The sequence below is a fragment of the Qipengyuania sp. GPGPB31 genome, from assembly GCF_038396345.1.
In the GTDB taxonomy this organism is placed as follows: domain Bacteria; phylum Pseudomonadota; class Alphaproteobacteria; order Sphingomonadales; family Sphingomonadaceae; genus Qipengyuania; species Qipengyuania citrea.
In genome coordinates this window covers 492,295-514,450 of record NZ_CP149572.1, presented here as the reverse complement: position 1 = coordinate 514,450, position 22,156 = coordinate 492,295, and the positions used below count along the sequence as shown (strand labels likewise).

Annotated in this window: 17 protein-coding genes and 1 tRNA gene; 11 read left to right on the top strand and 7 right to left on the bottom strand. The window is 65.1% G+C overall.

Annotation, left to right across the window (positions count from 1 at the left end; genetic code table 11):
• Position 1: 1 nt before the first annotated feature.
• Entirely contained in the window at positions 2–2,014 is a 2,013-nt protein-coding gene (locus WKH79_RS02705) for a TonB-dependent receptor (protein ID WP_341859529.1), read from the bottom strand.
• A gap of 106 nt (positions 2,015–2,120) precedes the next feature.
• On the opposite strand from WKH79_RS02705, the gene acs reads away from it, so the two are divergent.
• The 4 genes from acs to WKH79_RS02685 all read left to right on the top strand — a co-directional run bounded on the left by acs (position 2,121) and on the right by WKH79_RS02685 (position 6,669).
• Positions 2,121–4,070, top strand: a complete 1,950-nt coding sequence (acs, locus tag WKH79_RS02700) for an acetate--CoA ligase (RefSeq protein WP_341859528.1) — start codon at positions 2,121–2,123, stop codon at positions 4,068–4,070.
• A 100-nt stretch (positions 4,071–4,170) separates the two neighbouring features.
• Positions 4,171–5,364 (top strand): diguanylate cyclase, encoded by a 1,194-nt coding sequence (locus WKH79_RS02695; RefSeq protein WP_341859527.1) that lies wholly within the window; start codon positions 4,171–4,173, stop codon positions 5,362–5,364.
• 38 nt (positions 5,365–5,402) lie between these two features.
• Positions 5,403–5,876, top strand: coding sequence for a low molecular weight protein-tyrosine-phosphatase (locus WKH79_RS02690; protein WP_341859526.1), 474 nt, complete (start codon positions 5,403–5,405; stop codon positions 5,874–5,876).
• Complete coding sequence (locus WKH79_RS02685) at positions 5,863–6,669, top strand: fructosamine kinase family protein (RefSeq protein ID WP_341859525.1); 807 nt, start codon at positions 5,863–5,865, stop codon at positions 6,667–6,669. The genes WKH79_RS02690 and WKH79_RS02685 overlap by 14 nt, the downstream gene beginning before the upstream one ends.
• On the opposite strand, the gene recG is transcribed toward WKH79_RS02685, so the two are convergent.
• Positions 6,666–8,729, bottom strand: a complete 2,064-nt coding sequence (gene recG, locus WKH79_RS02680) for an ATP-dependent DNA helicase RecG (protein WP_341859524.1) — start codon at positions 8,727–8,729, stop codon at positions 6,666–6,668. The two genes, WKH79_RS02685 and recG, sit on opposite strands and share 4 nt — an antisense overlap.
• Before the next feature lie 118 nt (positions 8,730–8,847).
• Between recG and WKH79_RS02675 the strand changes: the two genes are divergently transcribed.
• Positions 8,848–9,126: a succinate dehydrogenase assembly factor 2 gene (locus WKH79_RS02675; RefSeq protein WP_050599901.1), complete on the top strand. Its 279-nt coding sequence runs from the start codon at positions 8,848–8,850 to the stop codon at positions 9,124–9,126.
• Positions 9,127–9,242: 116 nt separating this feature from the next.
• Complete coding sequence (mfd, locus tag WKH79_RS02670; protein ID WP_341859523.1) at positions 9,243–12,737, top strand: transcription-repair coupling factor; 3,495 nt, start codon at positions 9,243–9,245, stop codon at positions 12,735–12,737.
• On the opposite strand, the gene WKH79_RS02665 is transcribed toward mfd, so the two are convergent.
• Complete coding sequence (locus WKH79_RS02665) at positions 12,734–14,059, bottom strand: GGDEF domain-containing phosphodiesterase (RefSeq protein WP_063506745.1); 1,326 nt, start codon at positions 14,057–14,059, stop codon at positions 12,734–12,736. The two genes, mfd and WKH79_RS02665, sit on opposite strands and share 4 nt — an antisense overlap.
• Before the next feature lie 136 nt (positions 14,060–14,195).
• Here WKH79_RS02665 and WKH79_RS02660 point away from each other — a divergent pair, with 136 nt between their 5' ends.
• Both WKH79_RS02660 and WKH79_RS02655 read left to right on the top strand, forming a co-directional pair.
• Entirely contained in the window at positions 14,196–14,978 is a 783-nt protein-coding gene (locus WKH79_RS02660) for an NAD kinase (RefSeq protein WP_341859522.1), read from the top strand.
• Positions 14,979–15,075: 97 nt separating this feature from the next.
• Positions 15,076–15,150, top strand: a tRNA-Asn gene (locus WKH79_RS02655).
• A gap of 6 nt (positions 15,151–15,156) precedes the next feature.
• Here the strand turns inward: WKH79_RS02655 and WKH79_RS02650 are convergent.
• Positions 15,157–15,897: a sulfite exporter TauE/SafE family protein gene (locus WKH79_RS02650; protein WP_341859521.1), complete on the bottom strand. Its 741-nt coding sequence runs from the start codon at positions 15,895–15,897 to the stop codon at positions 15,157–15,159.
• Positions 15,898–15,958: 61 nt separating this feature from the next.
• On the opposite strand from WKH79_RS02650, the gene WKH79_RS02645 reads away from it, so the two are divergent.
• Positions 15,959–16,576 (top strand): GNAT family N-acetyltransferase, encoded by a 618-nt coding sequence (locus tag WKH79_RS02645; RefSeq protein ID WP_341859520.1) that lies wholly within the window; start codon positions 15,959–15,961, stop codon positions 16,574–16,576.
• A 16-nt stretch (positions 16,577–16,592) separates the two neighbouring features.
• Here WKH79_RS02645 and secA read toward each other — a convergent pair whose 3' ends face one another.
• Complete coding sequence (secA, locus tag WKH79_RS02640) at positions 16,593–19,358, bottom strand: preprotein translocase subunit SecA (RefSeq protein WP_341859519.1); 2,766 nt, start codon at positions 19,356–19,358, stop codon at positions 16,593–16,595.
• 99 nt (positions 19,359–19,457) lie between these two features.
• The gene (locus WKH79_RS02635; RefSeq protein WP_050599908.1) at positions 19,458–19,727 is read right to left on the bottom strand and encodes a hypothetical protein; all 270 of its coding nucleotides are present in this window, start codon (positions 19,725–19,727) and stop codon (positions 19,458–19,460) included.
• 86 nt (positions 19,728–19,813) lie between these two features.
• Between WKH79_RS02635 and argJ the strand changes: the two genes are divergently transcribed.
• Positions 19,814–21,040 (top strand): bifunctional glutamate N-acetyltransferase/amino-acid acetyltransferase ArgJ, encoded by a 1,227-nt coding sequence (gene argJ, locus WKH79_RS02630; RefSeq protein ID WP_341859518.1) that lies wholly within the window; start codon positions 19,814–19,816, stop codon positions 21,038–21,040.
• 29 nt (positions 21,041–21,069) lie between these two features.
• Positions 21,070–21,837 carry an inositol monophosphatase family protein gene (locus tag WKH79_RS02625; protein WP_160767074.1) on the top strand — a complete coding sequence of 256 codons (768 nt, stop codon included), beginning with the start codon at positions 21,070–21,072 and terminating at the stop codon, positions 21,835–21,837.
• Here the strand turns inward: WKH79_RS02625 and trxA are convergent.
• Positions 21,834–22,154, bottom strand: a complete 321-nt coding sequence (gene trxA / locus WKH79_RS02620) for a thioredoxin (protein WP_050599910.1) — start codon at positions 22,152–22,154, stop codon at positions 21,834–21,836. The genes WKH79_RS02625 and trxA overlap by 4 nt on opposite strands.
• Between the last annotated feature and the right edge of the window lie 2 nt (positions 22,155–22,156).

Genomic DNA, 22,156 nt, shown 5'->3' with positions numbered 1-22,156 from the left:
GTCAAAGGCCGATCTTCACCCCCGCCCAGACAGTCCGCGGGACGCCGAGATCGGTCGATCCGCTCTGGTTGCGGGTGATGATGGTCTCGTCGGTCAGATTCTCGCCGCGAAGCACCAGCGCGACATCTCGAAGCAGGGGTATCTGCGCGTAGGCATCCAGCGTGGTCGCGGCTGGAAGGATGTTGGTTTCGCGATCGTCCTCGAACTGCGCACCGACATGACGGATCGTGGCCGAAAGCAGCCAGGCTTCTGCCGGGCGCCAGGCAAGCGATGCCCCGCCGACAAAACGCGGCGTCTGCGACGGACGGTTTCCGTCGAGCACTGCAGCAAATCCCGAACCGCGCGCTTCGGCATTCGTCCATGAAGCCGAAGCATCGAAGGAGAGCCGCCCGACATTCGCGGATGCGGCGGCTTCGAGGCCGCGCGCACGGATCGCGTCGATATTGCGGCGCTGACGCAGATTGGTGCCCAGCGTGACGTTGGCCACCGCATTCTTCACCCGGTTGTCGAAGGCGGTCAGCGACAGTTTGACGCCCGATGACGGCGTGAGATCGACACCCGCCTCGAACCCTTCGAGACGCTCGTTCTCGAGGGCGGCATTCGCTTGCGTGACGACGGGGAAAACCACGAAGGGGCGGTACAATTCGTTCAGTGTCGGCAGCCGCAAGCCCGAATAGGCTGCTGCACGAAGGGCGATCAGCGGGTTCGCCCGGTACAGCAATCCTCCACGGAACGAGGCATCCCAGCCCGACCGGTCCGGATAGCCGGCATCGATCTGCAGCGTGCCCGCAGCGTCGCGCTCACGGTAGAACCCGTCATGGATGGTCCAGCGATCGAGCCGCGCGCCCGCGGTCAGCACCATTGCCCCCAGGGTCCAGTCATCCTCGATGAAGAAACCGAGATCGGTGTTGGTCCCGCCCGCCTGCCGGCGCGCAGTGACGTTACCCGAAAAGGCGCTGATAGCGGTTTCGAACAATTCGCCCTGCGCATTGCGATAGTCCACGCCCAGCCGCAGCACATGCGCATCGCCCACCGGGGGCCGCAGTTCGAACTTGCCCCCCAGCCCCGTCGCAGGCGTGTTGCGCTGGTCGAGCACGGGGACGAAGCGGCTCGAGCTGACGACGATATTGGTGAAGTTGCGTGCCTGGATATAGGCGAGCGCATCGAAGGCCCAGGCGCCGCGGCCAACCAGTCGCACGCTGGCATCCTGTCCCTCGATCATGCTGTCGGCCCCTTCGAACCGCAGCGTGCGTTCGTCACGGTAGGCCAGCCCCCGGACCTGCAGTTCCACATCGCCCGACACCGGGGCCACACCGCGAATCTGGGCCGACCAGCCGTCGAATGCGGCGCGCGCGCTGAGCGGAACGCGGTCCGCCTCGGGTGTGGTGAAGAATCCCTTTCCGCGGTCCCAGCGTCCTGACGCCACGACGAAACCGCTGCCCAGCTGCGCGCCGGTGCTGGCCGACAGTTCGGTTTCGCCGCGGTCATTGGCAAGCGCTTGCCCGGTGAAGCCGCCCAGCGAGTCCATACCGGCGCTCTCCAGCTCGATCGTCCCTGCCAGCGCGCCCGCACCGAAGGGCCCCGATCCCCCGCCCCGCGTTACGCGCACTTGCGCCAGGCGCTCGGGCGCGATTGCACTGAAGGGGATATAGCCGAAGAACGGATCACTCATCGGCACACCGTCGAGCAGCACCAGCGCGCGGCTGGTCGCATTGCCGCCCAGCGCGCGCAGCGTCGCGCCCTGCGCCGAAGCATTGGCAGAACGGCTGTCCGAACGGCGGAATTGCTGGAAACCTGCGACCCCGCTCAGCGCATCCTCAATCCGGCCCGAGGGTACCGACGCCAGCTGGTCACGGTCGATGACCTGGGTATCGTAGGCCGGCGCAGCGGGTGTTTCCTCCAAACCGCTTCCGGTCACGACGATCACCGGATCATCCTGGGCGAATGCTGGGGTAGCGGCGCACAGCGCCAGCGACAGGCCGGTACCGGCCATCAAGCTGCGAAACAGGGTCATGGGGGGCGCCGTAACCGGTGGAACGCCGAATTGCGAGGCCCGACTAACCGTTTGCAGCATCGCGCCGAATGCCTAGAGATACACACACAAGAGGGAGAAATGCGGCATGACTGAGGCAGAGGATCGTTCGGGCTGGGTCAAGCGTCCCATGGCGGCCATCGAGGGTACCGGTTGTACGCTGGAAGATTACCAGGCGCTCTACGCGCGCAGCATCGAGGACAGCGATACGTTCTGGGCTGGCCAGGCCGATCGGCTCGACTGGATCAAGGACCCGACCGTGATCGCCAACTGGTCCTACGATCCGGTATCGATCAAGTGGTTCGAGGACGGCGTGCTCAACATCTGCTACAATGCGGTCGACCGCCATGTCGCGGCCGGCCATGGGGCCAGCACCGCGCTGATCTTCGAGCCCGACGATCCGGCAGGTGACGTGCGCCGGATCACCTATGCCGAATTGCAGGCCGAAGTGATCCGCATGGCCAACACCCTGCGCAAGATGGGCGTGGCGAAGGGTGACCGGGTGACGATCTACATGCCGATGGTTCCGGAAGGCGCCTTCGCCATGCTCGCCTGCGCGCGGATCGGGGCGATCCATTCGGTCATTTTCGGCGGCTTCAGCCCCGAAGCGATCGCGGGGCGGGTCGAGGACTGCCGCAGTGACTGGATCGTGACCGCCGACGAGGGGCTGCGCGGGGGTAAGCGCATTCCGCTGAAGGGCAATGTCGATGCCGCGCTCGACAAGGTTTCGGTCAAGGCGGTGCTGGTGCTGCGCCATACCGGGGGCGAGGTGGCCATGACCGCCGGCCGCGACCACTGGTACCACGAACTTTCTGCCGACGTCGCAGCCGATTGCCCCTGCGAACCGATGCAAGCGGAAGACCCGCTGTTCATCCTCTACACCTCGGGGTCGACCGGCAAGCCCAAGGGCGTGCTGCACACGACGGGCGGCTATGCGGTCTGGACCGAGACCACCTTCCGTCACGTCTTCGATTACCGCGAAGGCGAGGTTTTCTGGTGCACCGCAGATATCGGCTGGGTCACCGGGCACAGCTATATCGTCTACGGTCCGCTGCTCAATCGCGCGACCGCGCTGATGTTCGAAGGGGTGCCCAATTACCCCGATCACGACCGTTTCTGGCAGGTCTGCGACAAGCACCAGGTCAATATCTTCTACACCGCGCCCACGGCCATTCGCGCACTGATGCGCGAGGGCGAAGGGCACGTGACGAAACACGACCTGTCGTCGCTGCGCCTGCTGGGCAGCGTGGGCGAGCCGATCAATCCGGAAGCCTGGCGCTGGTACCACGACACTGTCGGCAAGGGCGAACTGCCGATCGTCGATACCTGGTGGCAGACCGAAACCGGCGGCGTGATGATCACCACCCTGCCCGGCGCGCATGACATGAAGCCGGGCAGCGCCGGACGCCCCTTCTTCGGCATATGCCCGCAGCTGGTCGATGCCGAGGGCGAGGTGCTCGACGGCGCGGCAGAGGGAAATCTGTGCATCACCCGCAGCTGGCCGGGACAGGCGCGCACGGTGTACGGTGACCACGACCGCTTCGTGCAGACCTATTTCAGCACCTATTCCGGCAAGTATTTCACCGGCGATGGCTGCCGCCGCGACGAAGATAGCTATTACTGGATCACCGGACGCGTGGACGATGTGATCAACGTGTCGGGGCACCGCATGGGCACGGCGGAAGTCGAGAGCGCGCTGGTCCTCCATCCCAACGTCTCCGAAGCCGCGGTGGTCGGCTTCCCGCACGACATCAAGGGTCAGGGAATATATTGCTACGTCACGCTCAATGCCGATGTTGCGGAGAGCGAAGACCTGACCGCCGAACTGCGCGCGCATGTGCGCAAGGAAATCGGCCCGATCGCGACACCCGACCATCTCCACTTCACTTCCGGCCTGCCCAAGACCCGCAGCGGCAAGATCATGCGGCGGATCCTGCGCAAGATTGCCGAGAACGATCACGGGGCGCTGGGCGACACCTCGACGCTGGCCGACCCCGGCGTGGTCGATGCGCTTGTCGAAGGCCGCCGGAACCGCTGAATGCGTCGCCGCGTGTGGTTCCCCCGCATGTAGCGTTATCGCACGATTAACCAGCCGGGGCGCATAAATCGCTCATGGAAGCGGGCCTTGCATCATGTGGTTGGTAAAGCACGTTGCGGCGCGTACGCAGGGTTCGGACTGGCGCGGTTATTTCCTGATCGGCTGCGTCGCCGTGCTGGCCCTGCTGCTGGCGGGCGCCAGCTGGAGCGCCCGGCAATCCTCGATCGAGCGCACTGCGGCAGAACAGCGCCAGGATCAGACTCTGCAGGTCCTGCTCGAAACCGACCACCTGCGCTCGGCAGCGCTGCAGCAGGTGCGCGGCGGTCGCGGCTATCTGCTGACCGGGAGGCCTGCCTTTCTCGAGCCTTTCGACGAAGGTCGCCAGGCCGCCGCTACGGCGCACGAACGACTGACTGCGCTGATCGGCGACAATCGCGACCAGTTGCTGCGGACCCGCGCATTGGCAATCGATCTGGCGCATCTGAACATGGTCATTGATGCGATGATCAAGCTGGCCGACGAAGGCCGTCAGAGCGACGCGATGCGGATCATGCGAAGCGGGAGCGACCGCGATGCAATCGAGGCGATTACCCGCACTCTCGATGCGATCCAGGCGAGCGAGCGCGAAGCGCTGGCGGCGTCCTCGCGTGCAGCGCAGAGAAGCGCTGTCGCCAACGAACTCTACCAATATCTGCTGGCCGGGATCGGTCTGTTGCTGCTGGGCCTGTCGATCGTCACCACGAACTACGTCCGCAAGGCGCTGGCGCGCGAAGATGCCGCCCGGCGCGAGCTCGAAGTCTTCGCCATGACCGATGCGCTGACCGCCCTCCCCAACCGTCGCTCGTTCATGAGCGATCTCAGCCGGGAGATCGCGGCATCGCAGGCCGAACAGACCCCGAGGTTGAGCCTCGCAATCTTCGACATCGATCATTTCAAGCGCATCAACGACCGCTTCGGTCACCCGGCCGGGGACGCGGTTATCGAAGAAGTTGCCAAACGGGCGAAATCGGCCCTGCGCGAGAACGATATCGTCGGGCGTATCGGCGGCGAAGAATTCGGTGTGATCCTGCCACGCGCCGATCTCGCCAGCGCGCGAGCGGTGTGCGGCCGATTGCGCGAAACCATCGCCGGGACACCGGTGGTCCGCGATGATGCGATCATCGCCTTTACCGTCAGCGTGGGGATCGCCCAGTTTCAGGCAGAGGATGATATCGACCACCTGATGACGCGCGCCGATGCTGCGCTTTACGATGCCAAGACCAGCGGCAGGAACCAGGTCCGCACCACTACGTGAGGGTTGCGCCGACGCCAGTCGCCCGTTTAGGTCGCACCATGTCCATGCCCAGCATCCTGTTCGTCTGCCTCGGCAACATCTGTCGCTCGCCTCTCGCCGAAGCGGCCTTCCGCAAAGCTGCTGACGAGGCCGGGCTCGATGTCCATGTCGCCAGCGCAGGCACCGCAGGATACCATGTCGGCGAAGCACCCGATCCGCGGACCATCGCCGAAGCCCGCCAACGCGGGGTGGACGTTACCGGCTATCGCGGACGGCGGCTTGCCGCACAGGATTTCCACGACTTCGACTACATCTTCGGCATGGACCGTTCGAACATGGCCAATATCGCCCGCGTCGATCCGGGCGATGGCAGGGCGCGGGTCGCCATGTTGCTCGATATCGTCCCCGGGCAGGAAGGGCGCGAAGTGGCCGATCCCTATTACGGCGGGGCCGACGGCTTCGGCGCGACATGGAACGAAGTCGACGCGGGAGCCCGCGCGCTGGTCGCCGTCCTGCTCGATGAGACACGCTGACGCCGTCCTCGAGCCGCTCTGCGGCGCCAAGGTCATCGGGGCCGAGACCCTCGCGGGCGGCGATACCTCGGGCGCCAGCCGTCTAGCGCTGGCCGACGGACGGACGCTTATCGCCAAGCACGGTCCCACGACTGCCCGGGAAGCCCGCATGCTCGGTGCGATGCATGCGCTGGGTGCGCCAGTCCCCGAGGTGGTCGGCATGCAGGATGACTGGCTCGTGATGACCGACGCGGGTGCCGCATGCCCGTTGGACGAAGCGGCCTGGCATTCGCTCGCCGGCGCTCTCGACATCCTGCACGCAGCCGCGAAGACCGAGCCTTACGGATGGAGCGAGGACCATGCCTTTCGCCACGTTGCGGTTCACAATGCGCAGCGCACCGACTGGGTCGAATTCTGGCGCGACCAGCGCCTGCTGTGCCATGTCCCACACCTGCCTGCACCATTGGCGCAGCGCGTGGAGACGCTGGCCGCAAGGCTGGCCGACCTGTTGCCCAGCCGTCCGCCTCCCGCGCTACTCCATGGTGACCTGTGGGGCGGCAATATCGTCTGGAACGGCGCAGCACTGACGCTGATCGATCCGTGCGCCTATCATGGCGACCGCGAAGTCGATGCCGCCGCACTGACCGTTTTCGACAGCCCGCCCGAAGGGTTCTTCGACCGGCTCGAACTGGCTGCCGGCTGGCGCGCGCGTCTGCCTGCTTACCGGCTGTGGATGTGGTTGATCCATGTGCGGCTGTTCGGGCAGAGCTATTGTGCTCCGGCGGAGAGAGACCTCGCACTGCTCGGCTGCTAACCGCCGCGTAGCGTCTTCACGCCGAAATCGCGTTCGAACAGATACAGCAGCACGCGTGCCGCTTCTCCGCGCCGACCTTCGAGCCCGCCGTCGCGGTCCATCAGCAGGCGCGCATCGTCATAGGCCTTAGGCAGAAGTTCGGTGATCTGATCCAGCGTCGCAATCGTGAACGGCGTGTCGCCTGACTGCCGCGTGCCGAGAAGTTCGCCGCCGCCGCGCAGGCGCAAATCCTCCTCCGCAAGCAGGAAACCGTCCTGCGTCTGGCGCATCAACTTCAGCCTTTCCAGCGCGGTTTCGGACAGCGCCTCGCCATGAAGCAGCACGCAGAAGGATTTCTGAAGGCCGCGTCCCACCCGGCCACGCAGCTGGTGTAGCTGGGCCAGCCCGAAGCGTTCCGCCTGCTCGATCACCATCAACGTGGCATTGGGGACATCGACGCCCACTTCGATCACGGTCGTCGCCACCAGCAATTGCGCATCACCGCGCGCGAACCGCTCCATTGCGGTGTCTTTCGCTTCACCGGGCATCTGTCCATGGACCATGACCACGTCGTCACCGAAGCGCTCCTTCAGCGCTGCATAGCGCGCTTCGGCGGCGGCGATATCTTCGGGACCATCCATTTCGCGCACCATCGGGCACACCCAATAGGCTTGCCGCCCCTCTGCCATCTGCGCGGCCAGCCGGTCGACCAGCGCCGCCAGCTTCTCCTGCCCCATCACCACCGTATCGATCGCCTGCCGTCCGGGTGGCAGTTCGTCGAGCTTGCTGACGTCAAGTTCGCCATATTGCGCCAGCGTCAGCGTGCGCGGGATCGGTGTCGCGGTCATCGCCAGGACATGCGGTGCGCGCTTGCCCTTGCTGGCCAGCATCAGCCGCTGCCCGACCCCAAAGCGGTGCTGCTCGTCGATGACCACCATCGCCAGGTTGCGATAGGCGACCTTGTCCTGGAAAATTGCATGTGTGCCCACGACGATGTCGATGCTGCCGTCGAGCAGCCCCATCAGCGTTGCCTCGCGTGCCCGGCCCTTGTCGCGGCCGGTGAGCAGCGCAACGCGCGCGCCCGTCGGTTCTGCCATGCGGCGCAGGCTTTCATAGTGCTGCCGGGCGAGGATTTCGGTCGGCGCCAGCAGCGCCGCCTGTGCCCCGGCCTCCACCGCGATCAGCATCGCTTCGAGCGCGACCACCGTCTTGCCGGCACCGACATCGCCCTGCAACAGCCGCAGCATCGGCGCTTCCTGCGCCATATCGCCTTCTATTTCCGCGATCGACCGGGTCTGCGCCCCAGTCAACGGGAACGGCAGGTCGAGCTTGCCCCGATAGCTGCCGTCTCCCCGCAAAGGCTGGCCCTTGCGCTTGCGATTGTCCGCACGCACCAGCATCAACGCCAGGCTGTTGGCCAGCAGCTCGTCATAGGCGAGTCGGTCGCGCGCGGCGCCATGTTCGCCCTTGTGTGCCAGCACCAGCGCATCGCGCCAGGCCGGCCAGTCCGCCTTGTCGCGCTGCGTTCCTTCGATCCATTCGGGCAGTTCGGGCGCGCGCGCCAAGGCTTGTTCGACCAGACCCGCCACCCGCGGCTGCGTCAGCCCTTCGGAAAGGCGGTAGACAGGCTCGCACAGCCGCTGCAGCGTCTCGCCGCCCTCCTCGACCACATGATCGGGATGGACGATCTGGAGCATGTCGCCGAACCGTTCCAGCTTGCCCGCAACCCAGCGAGTTTCGCCTTCGGGCAATTGCTTCTTCGCGGTATAGGACGCGCGCCCGAAATAGGTGAGCGCCACCACGTTGCCCGCCGCATCCTGCGCCAGCACGCGGTAGGGCGCACGCGGGTTGCGGCTGCTGCGATGTTCGCCGATCGTCAGTTTCACGACGATCTGCTCGCCCTCGCCGCCATCGTCGATATTGTCGATCGCACGCCGCGTCACGAACCGTTCGGGCAGGTGGTAGGCGATATCGCGCACCCGCGTCAGGCCGAGCTTGTCGAGCGGCTTCTTCAGCTTGGGGCCCACGCCTTCGAGCGTCTCGGTCTCGGCGAACAGCGGGTTGAGGATATCAGGGCGCATGGCCGCACATAGCCATCAACGCCAAGCCGGCGAAAGCGGCAAGCGCACCGCCCGACGCCGCGCTTGTGGATAGCGATCCCAACTTGCGCTGCGCGGGCACGCGCGATAGGCGCTTCGCATGCCCGATCTCCTGACATTCGACGGCCGCAAGCAACGCGCCAAGTTCCGTGCCTGGCATCGCGGCACGCGCGAGGCCGACTACATGATGGGCGGCTTCTACGATCGCTACAACGCCGATTGGAGCGAAAACGAACTGGCCTGGTTCGAGGCGCTGCTCGAGGAAGACGACGTCGACGTGATGGCCTGGGCGCTCAAGACCGCACCCACCCCGCCCCGCTTCCAGGGCGAACTGATGGCGGCGATGCAGCGGCTCGATTACGTGGATATTCCGCGTTGACGACCCGGCGCTAGCGCCTATCTCCCTTCCGATACGCCGCGCACCCCCTTCCCGATCGGGCAGGGGGCGAAGCAGCGTGTGCGGAACGCCGCGCGCTCTTGAACGCTAGGAACACCATGCCCGACCTTTCCCGTATCCTGAAAGCCCGCCAGCCGCTCACGCTGGCGCAGGTTGCGCGCGGCGCGCAGCCGCTGGTGATGGCCGATCTCGCCCGCGCCAGCACCGGCCGCGCGGTGTTCATCGCACCGGATGATGCCGCGATGCGCAGCGTGGTGGATGCCGCCGCCTTCTTCGCGCCCGAGCTCGAAGTGATCGAATTCCCGGCGTGGGATTCCCTGCCCTACGACCGCGCCAGCCCTGCGCTGGCGATCAGCGCCCGGCGGCTCGCCGCGCTGCACCGGCTTCAGGCCGGCAAGGCCAAGGCACAACTGATCGTGACGACGGCGAATGCGGTCCTCCAGCGCGTCCTCACCCCGTTCCGGATCCGCGAAAGCGTACGCGAATTCAAACCGGGTGTCGAAATCGGCCGCGAAAGCCTGTCCGCCCTGTTGCAACGGCAGGGCTACAGCCGCACCGACACGGTGATCGACAAGGGCGAATATGCTGTCCGCGGTTCGATCGTCGACATCTTCCCCAGCGGCATGGACGAAGCGCTGCGGCTCGACTTCTTCGGCGACGAGCTGGAAAGCCTGCGCAGCTTCGATCCCAATACGCAGATGAGCACCGGCCGACTGGATAGCCATCTCCTGCTCCCGGCGAGCGAAGCGCTGCTGGACGAAGACAGCATCAAGCGGTTCCGCAGCCGCTACCGCGAGATGTTCGGCGCCAATGCGACGCAGGATCCACTGTACGAGGCGGTCAGCGAAGGCCGCCGGCTGGCCGGCATGGAACACTGGTTGCCGCTGTTCGAGGACAAGCTGGCGACCTTGTTCGACCATCTCGGCAAGGACGATCTGGTGGTGATCGACCAGGCGGCGCTCGCCGCCGCGGACGAGCGCGTGAAGGATGTGCGCGACTATTTCGACCAGCGTACCGCGATCACCGGTCAGGCGAAGGGCAATTATCGCCCGCTGCAGCCCGATGCGCTGTATATGTCGGCCGATGAACTGAAGGATGCACTGGCCGCTGCACCCGCACATCGTGCGACGCCGTTCGACGAGCCGGAAAGCGACGGCGTGGTCGGCTTCGGCTTCCGGTCGGGCCGCGATTTCGCCCCCGAACGCGCGCGCGGCGACAATGTCTATCCGGTGCTTGCCGATCATCTCAAAGCACTGTCCAAGGCCGGCAAGCGCCCGCTCCTGGCGGCCTATTCGAAGGGCAGCCGTTCGCGCATAGCCTCGATCCTCGAGGAAGCCGGCACGCCCGTGCAGATGGCGGAGAGCTGGCAGGATGCGCTCGGCCTGTCGGCCAAGGGCAAGCCTGCAGCCATGATCCTGCCGATCGAAGCCAGCTTCGCCAATGACGAGATGGAGCTGCTGACCGAGCAGGACATTCTCGGCGACCGGCTGGTGCGACGCAAGAAGAAGCGCAAGAGCGCCGATGCCTTCCTGGCCGAACTGCAGGCGCTCAGCGTGGGCGATCTCATCGTCCACACCGAGCACGGGATCGGCAAATATCTCGGCCTCGAACCGATTGCGGTGGGCAAATCGAAGCACGACTGCGTGCAGCTCGAATACAAGGGCGGCGACAAGCTCTTCATCCCAGTCGAGAATATTGACGTGCTCAGTCGCTACGGCAGCAGCGAGGAAGCGGTCATGCTCGATCGGCTGGGCGGCGAGGCATGGCAGAAACGTCGTGCACGGCTGAAGGAGCGCATCCGCGAGATCGCGGGCGAATTGATGCAGGTCGCTGCGCAGCGAGCGCTCAAGAAGGCCCCGGTCATCGAGGTCGAGGATGGCACCTACAACCAGTTCCTCGATCGCTTCCCGTGGGAAGAAACGGACGATCAGGAGCGCGCGATCGCCGATGTGCTAAGCGATCTCGAGAGCGGCAAGCCGATGGACCGCCTGGTCTGCGGCGACGTCGGCTTCGGCAAGACGGAAGTCGCGTTGCGCGCCGCCTTTGTTGCGGCGATGAATGGCCAGCAGGTCGCCGTGGTCGCCCCCACCACCCTGCTCGCCCGCCAGCATTTCGAGAATTTTTCCAATCGCTTCAGCGGTTTTCCCCTGAAAGTCGGTCGCCTTTCACGGCTCGTTTCCGCCAAGGAGATGAAGGAGACCCGCGAAGGGCTGTCCGCCGGCGACGTGGACATCGTGATCGGGACCCATGCCATCCTGTCGAAGCAGACCAGCTTCAAGAACCTTGGTCTGGTCATCGTCGACGAGGAGCAGCGCTTCGGCGTGACGCATAAGGAAAAGCTCAAGCAGCTGCGCGCGGATGTGCACATGCTGACGCTGACCGCAACGCCGATCCCGCGCACCCTTCAGATGGCCATGACCGGCCTGCGCGAGCTTTCGACCATTCAGACCCCGCCCGTCGACCGGCTCGCGGTCCGCACATATGTGATGGAATGGGACGACATGGTGATGCGCGAAGCACTGCTGCGCGAGCACCATCGCGGTGGGCAGAGTTTCATCGTCGTCCCGCGGATTTCGGACATGGAGGAATTGTCCGACTGGCTGCATGAGAACATCCCCGAAGTGAAGTTCGTCGCCGCGCATGGCCAGATGTCGCCAGGCGAGATCGAAGAACGCATGAGTGCGTTCTACGAAGGCAAGTACGAGGTCCTGCTCGCCACGACGATCGTCGAAAGCGGGCTCGACCTGCCCAGCGCGAACACGATCATCATCCACCGCGCGGATATCTTCGGCCTTGCCCAGCTTTACCAGCTGCGCGGGCGCGTCGGGCGGGCCAAGCTGCGCGCCTATGCCTATCTCACCTATGCCAAGGATACGCAGCTGTCCGAAGTCGCGGAGAAACGGCTCAAGGTACTCGGCGATCTCGACAGTCTCGGCGCCGGTTTCCAGCTCGCCAGCCACGACCTCGACATTCGCGGGGCAGGCAATCTCCTCGGCGACGAACAGTCGGGCCATATCCGCGAAGTCGGGTTCGAACTCTACCAATCGATGCTCGAGGACGCTATCCTCGCCGCCAAGGCCGGCGACATGGGACTCGAGGTGAAGCCCGAACGGGTCAGCCCGCAGATCACCGTCGATGCGCCGATCATGATCCCGGAAGACTATGTGCCCGATCTGGCGGTACGCATGGCGCTGTATCGCCGTCTCAACGATGCTGCGGACAAGGCCGAGATCGAAGCACTTGCCGCGGAAATGATTGATCGCTTCGGCGATTTGCCCGCCGCCACCGCGAACCTCGTCCGGCTGATCGAGATCAAGCATCAGGCGATCGAAGCCAACATCGCCAAGATCGATGTCGGTGCACAGGGTACGCTGGTGACCTTCCACCAGGACGATTTCCCCGATCCGGTGGGCCTGCTGGCCTATGTCGACCGGTTGAAAGGCACCGCCAAGCTGCGGCCCGACATGAAGCTGGTCATCAGCCGCGCGTGGGGATCGCCCGAAAGCCGCCTCAACGGTCTGTTCCAGCTGACCAAGGGCTTGTCCGGAGTGGTCCGCAAGGCCCAGAAAAACGGGAAGAAGGCGGCCGCCTAGCTGTTGGCGAGCTTGAGGAATTCCTGCGCCGTCATCGGCTTGGCGCGCAGGAATCCCTGATAGGCCTTGCAGCCCGCCGCCTGCATGAATTCGCGCTGCGCCTCCTGCTCGACACCCTCGACAACCACGGTGAGATCAAGTGCCGCCGCCATGGCGACGATGGCGTGGACGACTGCCTTGTCGCGTTCGTCCTCGAGCACACCATCAAGCATCGAGCGATCGAGCTTGATGCAATCGATCGGCAGCACCTTGAGATAGCGGAAATTGCAGAAGCCTGCGCCGAAATCGTCCAGCGCGATCTGCACGCCGAACAGTTTCAACTGGTCGAGCACGCGGCTCACCCGGTCGAGATCGGCGAGCAGGACCTGTTCGACGAGTTCGAGTGTGATCCGCCCCAACGGAAAGCCGATCCGCTCGGCCATCTGCGCGAAATCGATTGCGAAATTCTCGACAGCCAGATCGACCGGGGTGATATTGATCGAAAGCTGCAGGTGGTGGGGCCAGGCAAGGGCCTCTTCCAGCGCGCGCTCTACGATGTGGCGCGAAAGATGCGCGATATGATCCGCCCGCTCGGCAATCTGGAACAGCGCCCCGCCCCCGATACGGCCGACAACCGGGTGATCCCAGCGCGCAAGCGCTTCGGCGCCGATTATGCGGTCGTCTTCCAGCGAATATTGGGGCTGGAAGAGGATCTGGATCTCGTTGCGGTCGATCGCGGCAAGCAGATCGGCCTCGAACTGGCGGTTGGAACGCCCGGCATGCGCCGCTTCCCCCGTCGACCAGTCGATCCGCCGACGGTTGCTCTCGCGCATTCCCTCGGCCACCGCCGCCAGGCGTTCCAGCACGCTTTCGGGATCGTCCTTCTCGGTTACCCGCATGAGTGCGATGCGCGGCCATAGACGCAGGCTGCTTCCCCCGCCCTCGGGGCTGGCGATAGGCAGGGCGATGGCGTCGGCCAGTGCTTCGGCAAGCCATTGCCAGCGTTCGCGGCTGCATTCCTGCCGCGCGAGCAGCAGGAACGTGCCACCGTTCAGCCGCGCCGCAACCCAGGCATTGCTGCTTTCGAGCTCATCGGCGGCGAAGTGCTTGATCCGCTGTGCTACTTCGACCAGCGCACCGTCGCCGGCCAGTTCCCCGAAGGCCACATTCACATTGTCGATCCGGCCAAGCGTGATGAGCATTGCCTGGATCGGACAGGAAATAGTGTCCGAAGGCCATTCGCGCTGCCAGCGCGCTATCGTCTCACGCGCGGACGGCTGATCGGCCAGACCGGTAAGTGCGTCGCGCGTTTTCCTTATCGGTTCTTTCGGGTTCGTGGCCATTTCCCAGTCCTTATCCGCGCGTAATGGCACCGTTATCAGTATTTCGGACGTGTTGCCAAATGGGACGTAGCTTCATAGGGACCGCGCGGGTACCGGGAAGCGGGTCTTGTCCGGAACGGGAGGGTCAACGGAAAGCATGTCCGAATACAACCGCCTGGCCTTGGTCGTTTCCGACGCCCCGCGGGCGCAGGAAGCGGCAGAGCGGGAATTTCGCTCCGTTACGGACTGGGTCCCGCTCGAAGAAGCCGATGCCGTCGTGGTTCTCGGCGGCGACGGCTTCATGCTGCAGACGCTGCATGCCATGCTCGACACCGGCCGCATCATTCCTGCCTATGGGCTCAACCTGGGCACAGTCGGCTTCCTGATGAACCGCAACCGCAATCCCGAGACGCTGATCAAGCGGATCGGGAAGGCCAAGCCGCATCACATCGCACCGCTCAGGATGCAGGCCGAGACGCAGGATGGCGCGGTCCACACGTTCTGCGCCATCAACGAGGTCAGCCTGCTGCGCGAGACGCGTCAGACCGCCAAGCTGGAAGTCACGGTCGACGACAAGGTGCGCATCGCCGAACTGGTTTGCGACGGGGTGCTGGTGGCGACGCCGGCAGGTTCGACCGCATACAACCTGTCCGCCGACGGGCCGATCCTGCCCCTCGATCCGAACCTGTTGGCGCTGACACCGATCAGCCCGTTCCGCCCGCGCCGGTGGCATGGGGCGATCCTGCCCGATCGCAGCCGCATCTCGCTCCGCGTGCTCGAACAGGAAAAGCGCCCGGTGTCCGTCGTAGCCGACCAGCGCGAACTGCGTCACGTCTCGTCGGTGGGGCTCGAAATCGCGCGCGACAGCGAATTGACGCTGCTGTTCGACCCCGGCCACGCGCTCGACGAACGCATCGTGGCCGAGCAATTCGTGGTCTGATGCACCCGCCCGTGCGGCTGCGTAAAAGTTTTGCGAAATGCCCGCTTGCCAAACCGGAATCGCACCCATATAGGCGCACCCCTGCCCAGCGGGCTGCTCCCCGATAGCTCAGCGGTAGAGTAGGTGACTGTTAATCACTTGGTCGTTGGTTCGAATCCAACTCGGGGAGCCACTTTTCTCACAAATTCAACAGCAAGCGCCCGCCCACCCAGGCGGTGAGCGCAGCTGTGCCCCAGCGGATCCAGCGCTGCGGAAGGTATTTGAGCGCCAGCAGGCTGCCGACCTGGCCCGCGACGGCGACCGCGACGAGCAGGGGCAATCCCAGCTCCACCGCTGCGCCCAGACGCCCTGGACCGTTCTTGACGACCTGCCCCGCCAGCCCGAACAGCGAATTGACGAGAATGAACAGGCTCGCGGTTGCGGCGATGGCGCGCGCGTCGTTCCAGCGCACCAGATGCAGCAACGGAGCGAGGAAAATGCCCCCGCCGATGCCCACCAGCCCTGCCAGATAGCCGAGCGGAACGGCCACCAGCGGCATCGACCGCGCAAATCGCTTCGGCCGGGAGGGATCGCCGCCAGCGACAGGCAGCAACATCGAGAGCGCGGTAAAAACAAGACTCCCCCCGAGCAAGGCGAGAAAGCCGGCCTCGCCGATAGGGGTCAGGCCGCCAATGAAGGCGGCCGGTGCGGCCAGCCCGGTCAGCAGGATCGCGCCGCGCCAGGGAGTGACGCCCGCCCGGCCGAAGCGTACCGAGCTGCCCACCACCACCACCAGATTGCACGCGAGGGACAGCAGCGGCAGCAACCGGTAATCGACCTCGGCCAAGGCCAGCAGCGCGGTATAGGTCGATCCGCCGCCGAACCCGACGCTGGCGTACAACAGGGCGGTAACGAAGAAGGCGAGTGCGAGCGCGGCCATGCCTCCGCCTAGACGCTGGGTCCCGCGCGGGCTAGCGTCTAGGCGGAGGGAACAGGACACTATGCGACCGGACGACATCACGCTGACCGGCGGGCTCGAACGCGCCCGGGCGGGCGACGCGCAGCGGGTCGGTGCGATCACCGCCGATGCCTTCCGCTACGATCCGTTCAATCTGTGGCTGTTCGGCGCGTTCGCCGGGATCGCCAATCTGTTTCATCTGCAGGCGCGGCGGATCTACGTCCCGCGCGGCTATTGCTACACGGCGGGCGACGAAGGGGCATGCATGTGGATGCTGCCGGGCGGCGATGCCGGGTTTTCGCTGCCCGATTACGCCGCCTTCGTGTTCCCCACGCTATGGCATTGCGGTCCGCGGGCGGTGCGGCGCGGGATCCGGACTGGGGCCGCGATGGATAGCCGCCATCCCGATTTCCCGCACGCCTATCTCTTCAGCATCGGCGTGCGCGAGACGGCGCGCAGCAAGGGGTTGGGGCGCACGCTCATCCAACCCGTGCTCGACGCGTGCGACCGGCAGGGCCTGCCCGCCTATCTCGAGAATTCGAACCCGGCAAACACCGGGTTCTATTCCGCCTGCGGGTTTGCGCCGCTCGGCGATCCGATCCACCCCGAGCCGGGTTCTCCCCCGCTGGTGCCGATGGTCCGTCAGCCCCGCCGCAGCTAGCAGCGGGGCGACAGGTTCACGCCCTCGCACCGGTGCCGATGGCACCGTGGCAATGCTTGTACTTGTTGCCCGAACCGCAGGGGCAAGGCGCATTGCGGCTGATTTCCATGTCGGCATAGGGATTCTCGCCCGCCGAGCTGCCCGGCCCCACGGCTGCGCGTGAACTGCCGGCCAGCGCGCCGAACAAGGCTTCGCGCCCAGCCGACCCGTCACCATCGTTCGAGTCGTCGAGCCCGGTCAGCGGGTCGATATGTCCGGTGAGGAAATCGGGCAGGTCGGGAAGATTGACTGCCGGCATCGGCGCGGGCTCGGCCAGTTCGAGGCGGATGAGCTTGTTGGTCACCGTCTCGCGCAGTTTCTCGAGCATGGATTCGAACAGGCTGAACGCCTCCTGCTTGTATTCGTTCAGCGGCTGCTTCTGCGCATGTGCGCGCAGGCCGACGACCTGCCGCAGCGCGTCGAGCGTGGCGAGGTGATCCTTCCACTGCCCGTCGAGTTCCTGCAGCAGCACGCTCTTCTCGATCCGCCGCCACAGCGCAGGGTCGGCCGCAGCGATCTTGTTTTCCATGATCCGGTCGGCTTCCGCCACCAGCCGTTCCTCGATCATCTCGGGCTCGACCTGGTCTTCCTCGACCCATTGTTCGATCGGCGCATCGATGGCGAGGACGTCGTGGACGCGCGTCTTGAGCCCTTCGATATCCCATTGTTCGGGATAGGAGCCCGGCGGGCAGGCTTCGGTCACGATCGCATTGACTGCATCCTGGCGCATGTCGACGACCACATCGTCGACCGCCTCGCTGTCCATGATCTCCGCGCGCTGTTCATAGATCACCTTGCGCTGATCGTTCATGACATCGTCATACTGCACCACCTGCTTGCGGATCTCGTAATTGCGCGCCTCGACCTTCTTCTGTGCGGTCTCGATCGCCTTCGACAGCCATTTCGAACCGATCGCTTCGCCGTCTTCGAGATTCGAATTCATCATCTTGGAGAACAGCGTATCCGGACCGAAGATGCGCAGCAGGTCGTCTTCGAGGCACAGGTAGAACCGGCTAAGCCCGGGGTCGCCCTGACGGCCCGAACGGCCGCGCAGCTGGTTGTCGATCCGGCGGCTTTCATGGCGTTCGGTGCCCAGCACGAACAATCCGCCCGCTTCGAGCACCTGCTGCCGCTCGGCAGCGACCTCGGCCTTGATCCGATCGATTTCGAGGTCCTTCTTGGGCCCGTCCTCCAGTTCGCTCAGCTCGTCGTCGATCCGGAAATCGACATTGCCGCCGAGCTGGATGTCGGTCCCGCGGCCGGCCATGTTGGTGGCGATGGTCACTGCGCCGATGCGCCCCGCCTGCGCAACGATATGCGCTTCGCGTTCGTGCTGGCGTGCATTGAGGACCTCGTGCTCGACGCCTTCCTGTCGGAGGAATTCGCTGAGCATTTCCGACTTTTCGATCGACACCGTGCCGACCAGGACCGGCTGGCCGATGGCGTTCTTCTCGGCAATCGCCTTGGCGATGGCTTTGAACTTGTCCTGCGTGTTCTTGTAGAACTCGTCATCCTCGTCGATGCGCGAAACGGGGACGTTGGTCGGGATCTCGACCACGTTCATCTTGTAGATGTCCCAGAATTCAGCCGCTTCGGTCGCCGCGGTGCCGGTCATGCCCGACAGCTTGGGATACATGCGGAAATAGTTCTGGAAGGTGATCGACGCCAGCGTCTGGTTCTCCGGCTCGATCTTCACGCCTTCTTTGGCCTCGACCGCCTGGTGCAGGCCGTTCGACCAGCGCCGGCCTTCCATCATGCGGCCGGTGAACTCATCGATGATGACGACCTTGTCGTCCTTCACGATGTAATCGGTATCACGCTTGAACATGTGCACCGCGCGCAGCGCCTGGTCGACGTGATGAACCACCTGCGTGTTCTCGACGTCGTAGAGGTTCTCGGTTTCGAGCAGGCCGCGTTCGATCAGCAGCTTCTCGAGCTGTTCGGTGCCATCCTCGGTCAGCTGGATGTTGCGCTGCTTTTCGTCCTTTTCGTACCAGTCCTCGGGGAAGGTCTTCACCACCTCGTCGATCGAAAGGTAGAGGTCCGACTTGTCCTCAGTCGGTCCCGAAATGATCAGCGGGGTACGCGCCTCGTCGATCAGGATCGAATCGACTTCATCGACGATCGCGAAATTGAACGGCCGCTGCACCATTTGCCCGCGTTCGTGCTTCATGTTGTCGCGCAGGTAATCGAAGCCGAGCTCGTTGTTGGTCGAATAGGTGATGTCCGAGTTATACGCATCGCGCCGCTGCTGCTCGCTGATGTTGGGAACAATCACCCCGACCGTCAGGCCGAGGAACTTGTGCAGGCGGCCCATCCATTCGGAGTCGCGCGCGGCGAGGTAGTCGTTCACCGTGACGACGTGCACGCCCTTGCCCTCGATCGCATTGAGATAGGTCGCCAGTGTGGCGACCAGCGTCTTGCCCTCGCCCGTACGCATCTCGGCGATTTCGCCGCGGTGCAGGACGATGCCGCCGACCATCTGGACATCGAAATGGCGCATGCCGAGCACGCGGACCGATGCCTCGCGCACGGTGGCGAAGGCTTCGGGAAGGATGTCGTCGAGCGTCTTGCCCTCGGCCAGGAGCGCCCGGAACTTGTCGGTCTGCGCGGCGAGTTCGGCGTCGCTGAGCGCCTGCATCTGCGGCTCCAGCGCGTTGATCCGATCGACAATCTTGCCGAGCGATTTGACATAGCGGTCGTTGGCCGAGCCAAAGACGGATTTCATGATGGAGTTGAACATGTTGGGGCCTTCGAGCCTTCCGCGTGAACTTATGGATGGGAGGCCCGCACGCGCGGTGCGCGGCGGGCAGGAATACGGCAGCAAACGGGCGCGGGGCGCCTATTCGTAGGAGCGGTCGATACCGATGTGGACCGCGGGGATCATCACCGCGACGGTCCGGACGCACTCGGCCGGCTGCGCGGCGGGCCGCAGGACACGCGCCTGGCCGGCGATCGGTGCGCCTTCGCGGGCCTCGTGCTGGATGCAGCGGTCGGTACCGGCGGTCAGTTCGACTCCGGAAACCCCGTCATAGGCCTGCGCATGCGCAGGTGCGCCCGCGGCGGCGAGGCCGGTAAGAAGCGCAAGCAGGGTAAGGATGCGACGAAGCATTGCAGCGGTCAGATAGGACGTGTGGCTATGCGCGTCCACCCCGCTTGACCGTTTACCCCGCCCCGCTCTGCGCCTAACGAGCGCCAATGGATCTTGCCCGCTCGCCCCTCGCCCGCCCCTTTCCCGAACTGCCGCGGATCGGCGGCGTCACGCTGCGCGTCGCCTGCGCCCGGTACAAGGAGTGGGACCGCGCCGATCTGACCTTCGCCGAACTGGCCGAAGGGACCACCGTGGCGGGCGTCTTCACCCAATCCTCCTGCGCCTCGAGCGAGGTCGAGTTGGGCCGCGAACAGGTGCGCCAGGGTCATGCGCGCGCATTGATCGTCAATGCCGGCAATTCGAACGCCTTCACCGGCTACCGCGGCCGCGAGGCGGTCGATCAGATCGTGCAACAGGTCTCCGCAGCGCTCGGCTGCTCCGCCGAAACCGTGTTCGTATCCTCCACCGGCGTCATCGGCGTGCCACTGCCGAAGGACCGGGCACGCGCGGGCGTCGAGGCCGTTCTCTCCGCCGAGCCATGCAGCTGGGAAGACGCCGCACGCGCGATCGGGACGACCGATACCTTTACCAAGGGCGCGGGCGCGCATGCGATGCTGGGCGACACCCGCGCCGCGCTGGCGGGGATCGTCAAGGGCAGCGGGATGATCGCCCCCGACATGGCGACGATGCTCGGCTATGTCTTTACCGATGCGGCGGTGGCGCCCGAATTCCTGCAGGAAATGCTCGGCCGGGCGAATGCGGCAACCTATTCGTGCATCACCGTCGACGGCGACACGTCGACCAGCGACACCGTGCTGTTGTTCGCCACCGGCAAGGCCGGGAATACCCCGCTTGCGTCGTGGAGCGATGCGGGGGCGGACGCCTTTTACGCCGCGCTTCTCCAGGTGTGCCGCGACCTCGCGCAATTGGTGGTCCGCGATGGTGAAGGTGCGCAGAAATTCATCGAAATAGCGATTGCCGGTGCGGCAAGCGACGACAGCGCCCGGCGCGTCGGGCTTGCCATTGCCAATTCGCCGCTGGTCAAAACGGCGATAGCGGGCGGCGATGCTAACTGGGGCCGCGTGGTCATGGCGGTCGGCAAGGCCGGCGAACCGGCAGACCGCGACCGTCTGTCGATCGGCTTCGGCGGTATCTGGGCCGCGCGCGACGGACAGCCGCTGGCCGAGTATGACGAAGCTCCCGTGGCCGCCCATCTGGCAGGCGAGGACATTCGCATGGATGTCGATCTCGGCGTCGGCGACGGGCGCGCGACCGTGTGGACCTGCGACCTGACGCATGGCTACATCTCGATCAATGCGGACTATCGCTCGTGACCGCGCTCGACGACCAGATCCTCGATCTCATGCGCCGGGTTTCCGAACGCGCCATCCTGCCGCGCTATCGCAATCTCGCAGCGGGTGAAGTCGAGGACAAGGGCGGCAACGACCCGGTGACGATTGCCGACAAGGACAGCGAGGCGCTGCTGCGCGAAGGCCTGGCCGCGATCGATGCCTCGCTCGCGTTCGTCGGGGAAGAGACCGCGCATGCGGACCCGGCGATCGTCGAGCGGCTCGACCGGCCCTGCTGGATTGTCGATCCCGTCGATGGCACGCGCAATTTCGCTGCCGGCAAACCGCCCTTCGGCATCATCATCGCCCGCGCGGATGGCGGCGTCGCCCAGTCTGGCTGGATCTACGATTGCCTGACGGACCGCTTCTGCAGCGCCCACCGCGGTGCCGGCGCCATGATCGACGGCGAGCGGGTGGCGTCGCGTCCCACAGGACAGTCACCGCCGATTGCGGCGATTTCGCTGATCTTTATGGAGGAGCAGCGCCGCGACGCCACGCGCCGTCATATCGCCCCGGCGTACGAGCTCGTCGACATTCCCTATTGCGCGGCGGAGCAATATCCGCGGCTGGCGCTGGGCACGAACGATGTTTCCATCTTCGAACGCACGCTCGCCTGGGACCATGCGGCAGGCGTGTTGTGGCTCAATGAAGCGGGGGGCAAAGCAGCGCGGCCCGACGGCTCACCCTATCGCGTCGACGAGGTGGGCCGCACGGGCCTGCTGGGTGCGGCAAGCCCGGCCCTGTGGGACGAGCTTGCCGATCTATATGCGAAAATGGATTAAAGTTCGCCTTCAAGCCACTGCTTGAGCTGGCCTTTCGGTGCTGCACCGCGCATCTGCGCTGCCTGTTCGCCATTCTTGAACAACACCAGATAGGGGATCGACTGGACGCCCATCGAACCCGGCACATCGGGATTTTCCATGATGTCCATCTTGGCGATGGTCACCTTGTCGCCCAGCTCTTCGCTCAGTTCTTCAAGTGCGGGTGCGATCATCTTGCACGGGCCGCACCAGTCGGCCCAGAAATCGACCAGCACGGGCTTGTCGCTTTCGAGCACGTCGGACTGGAAGCTGGCGTCGGTAACGGCGGTGGTGGCCATGG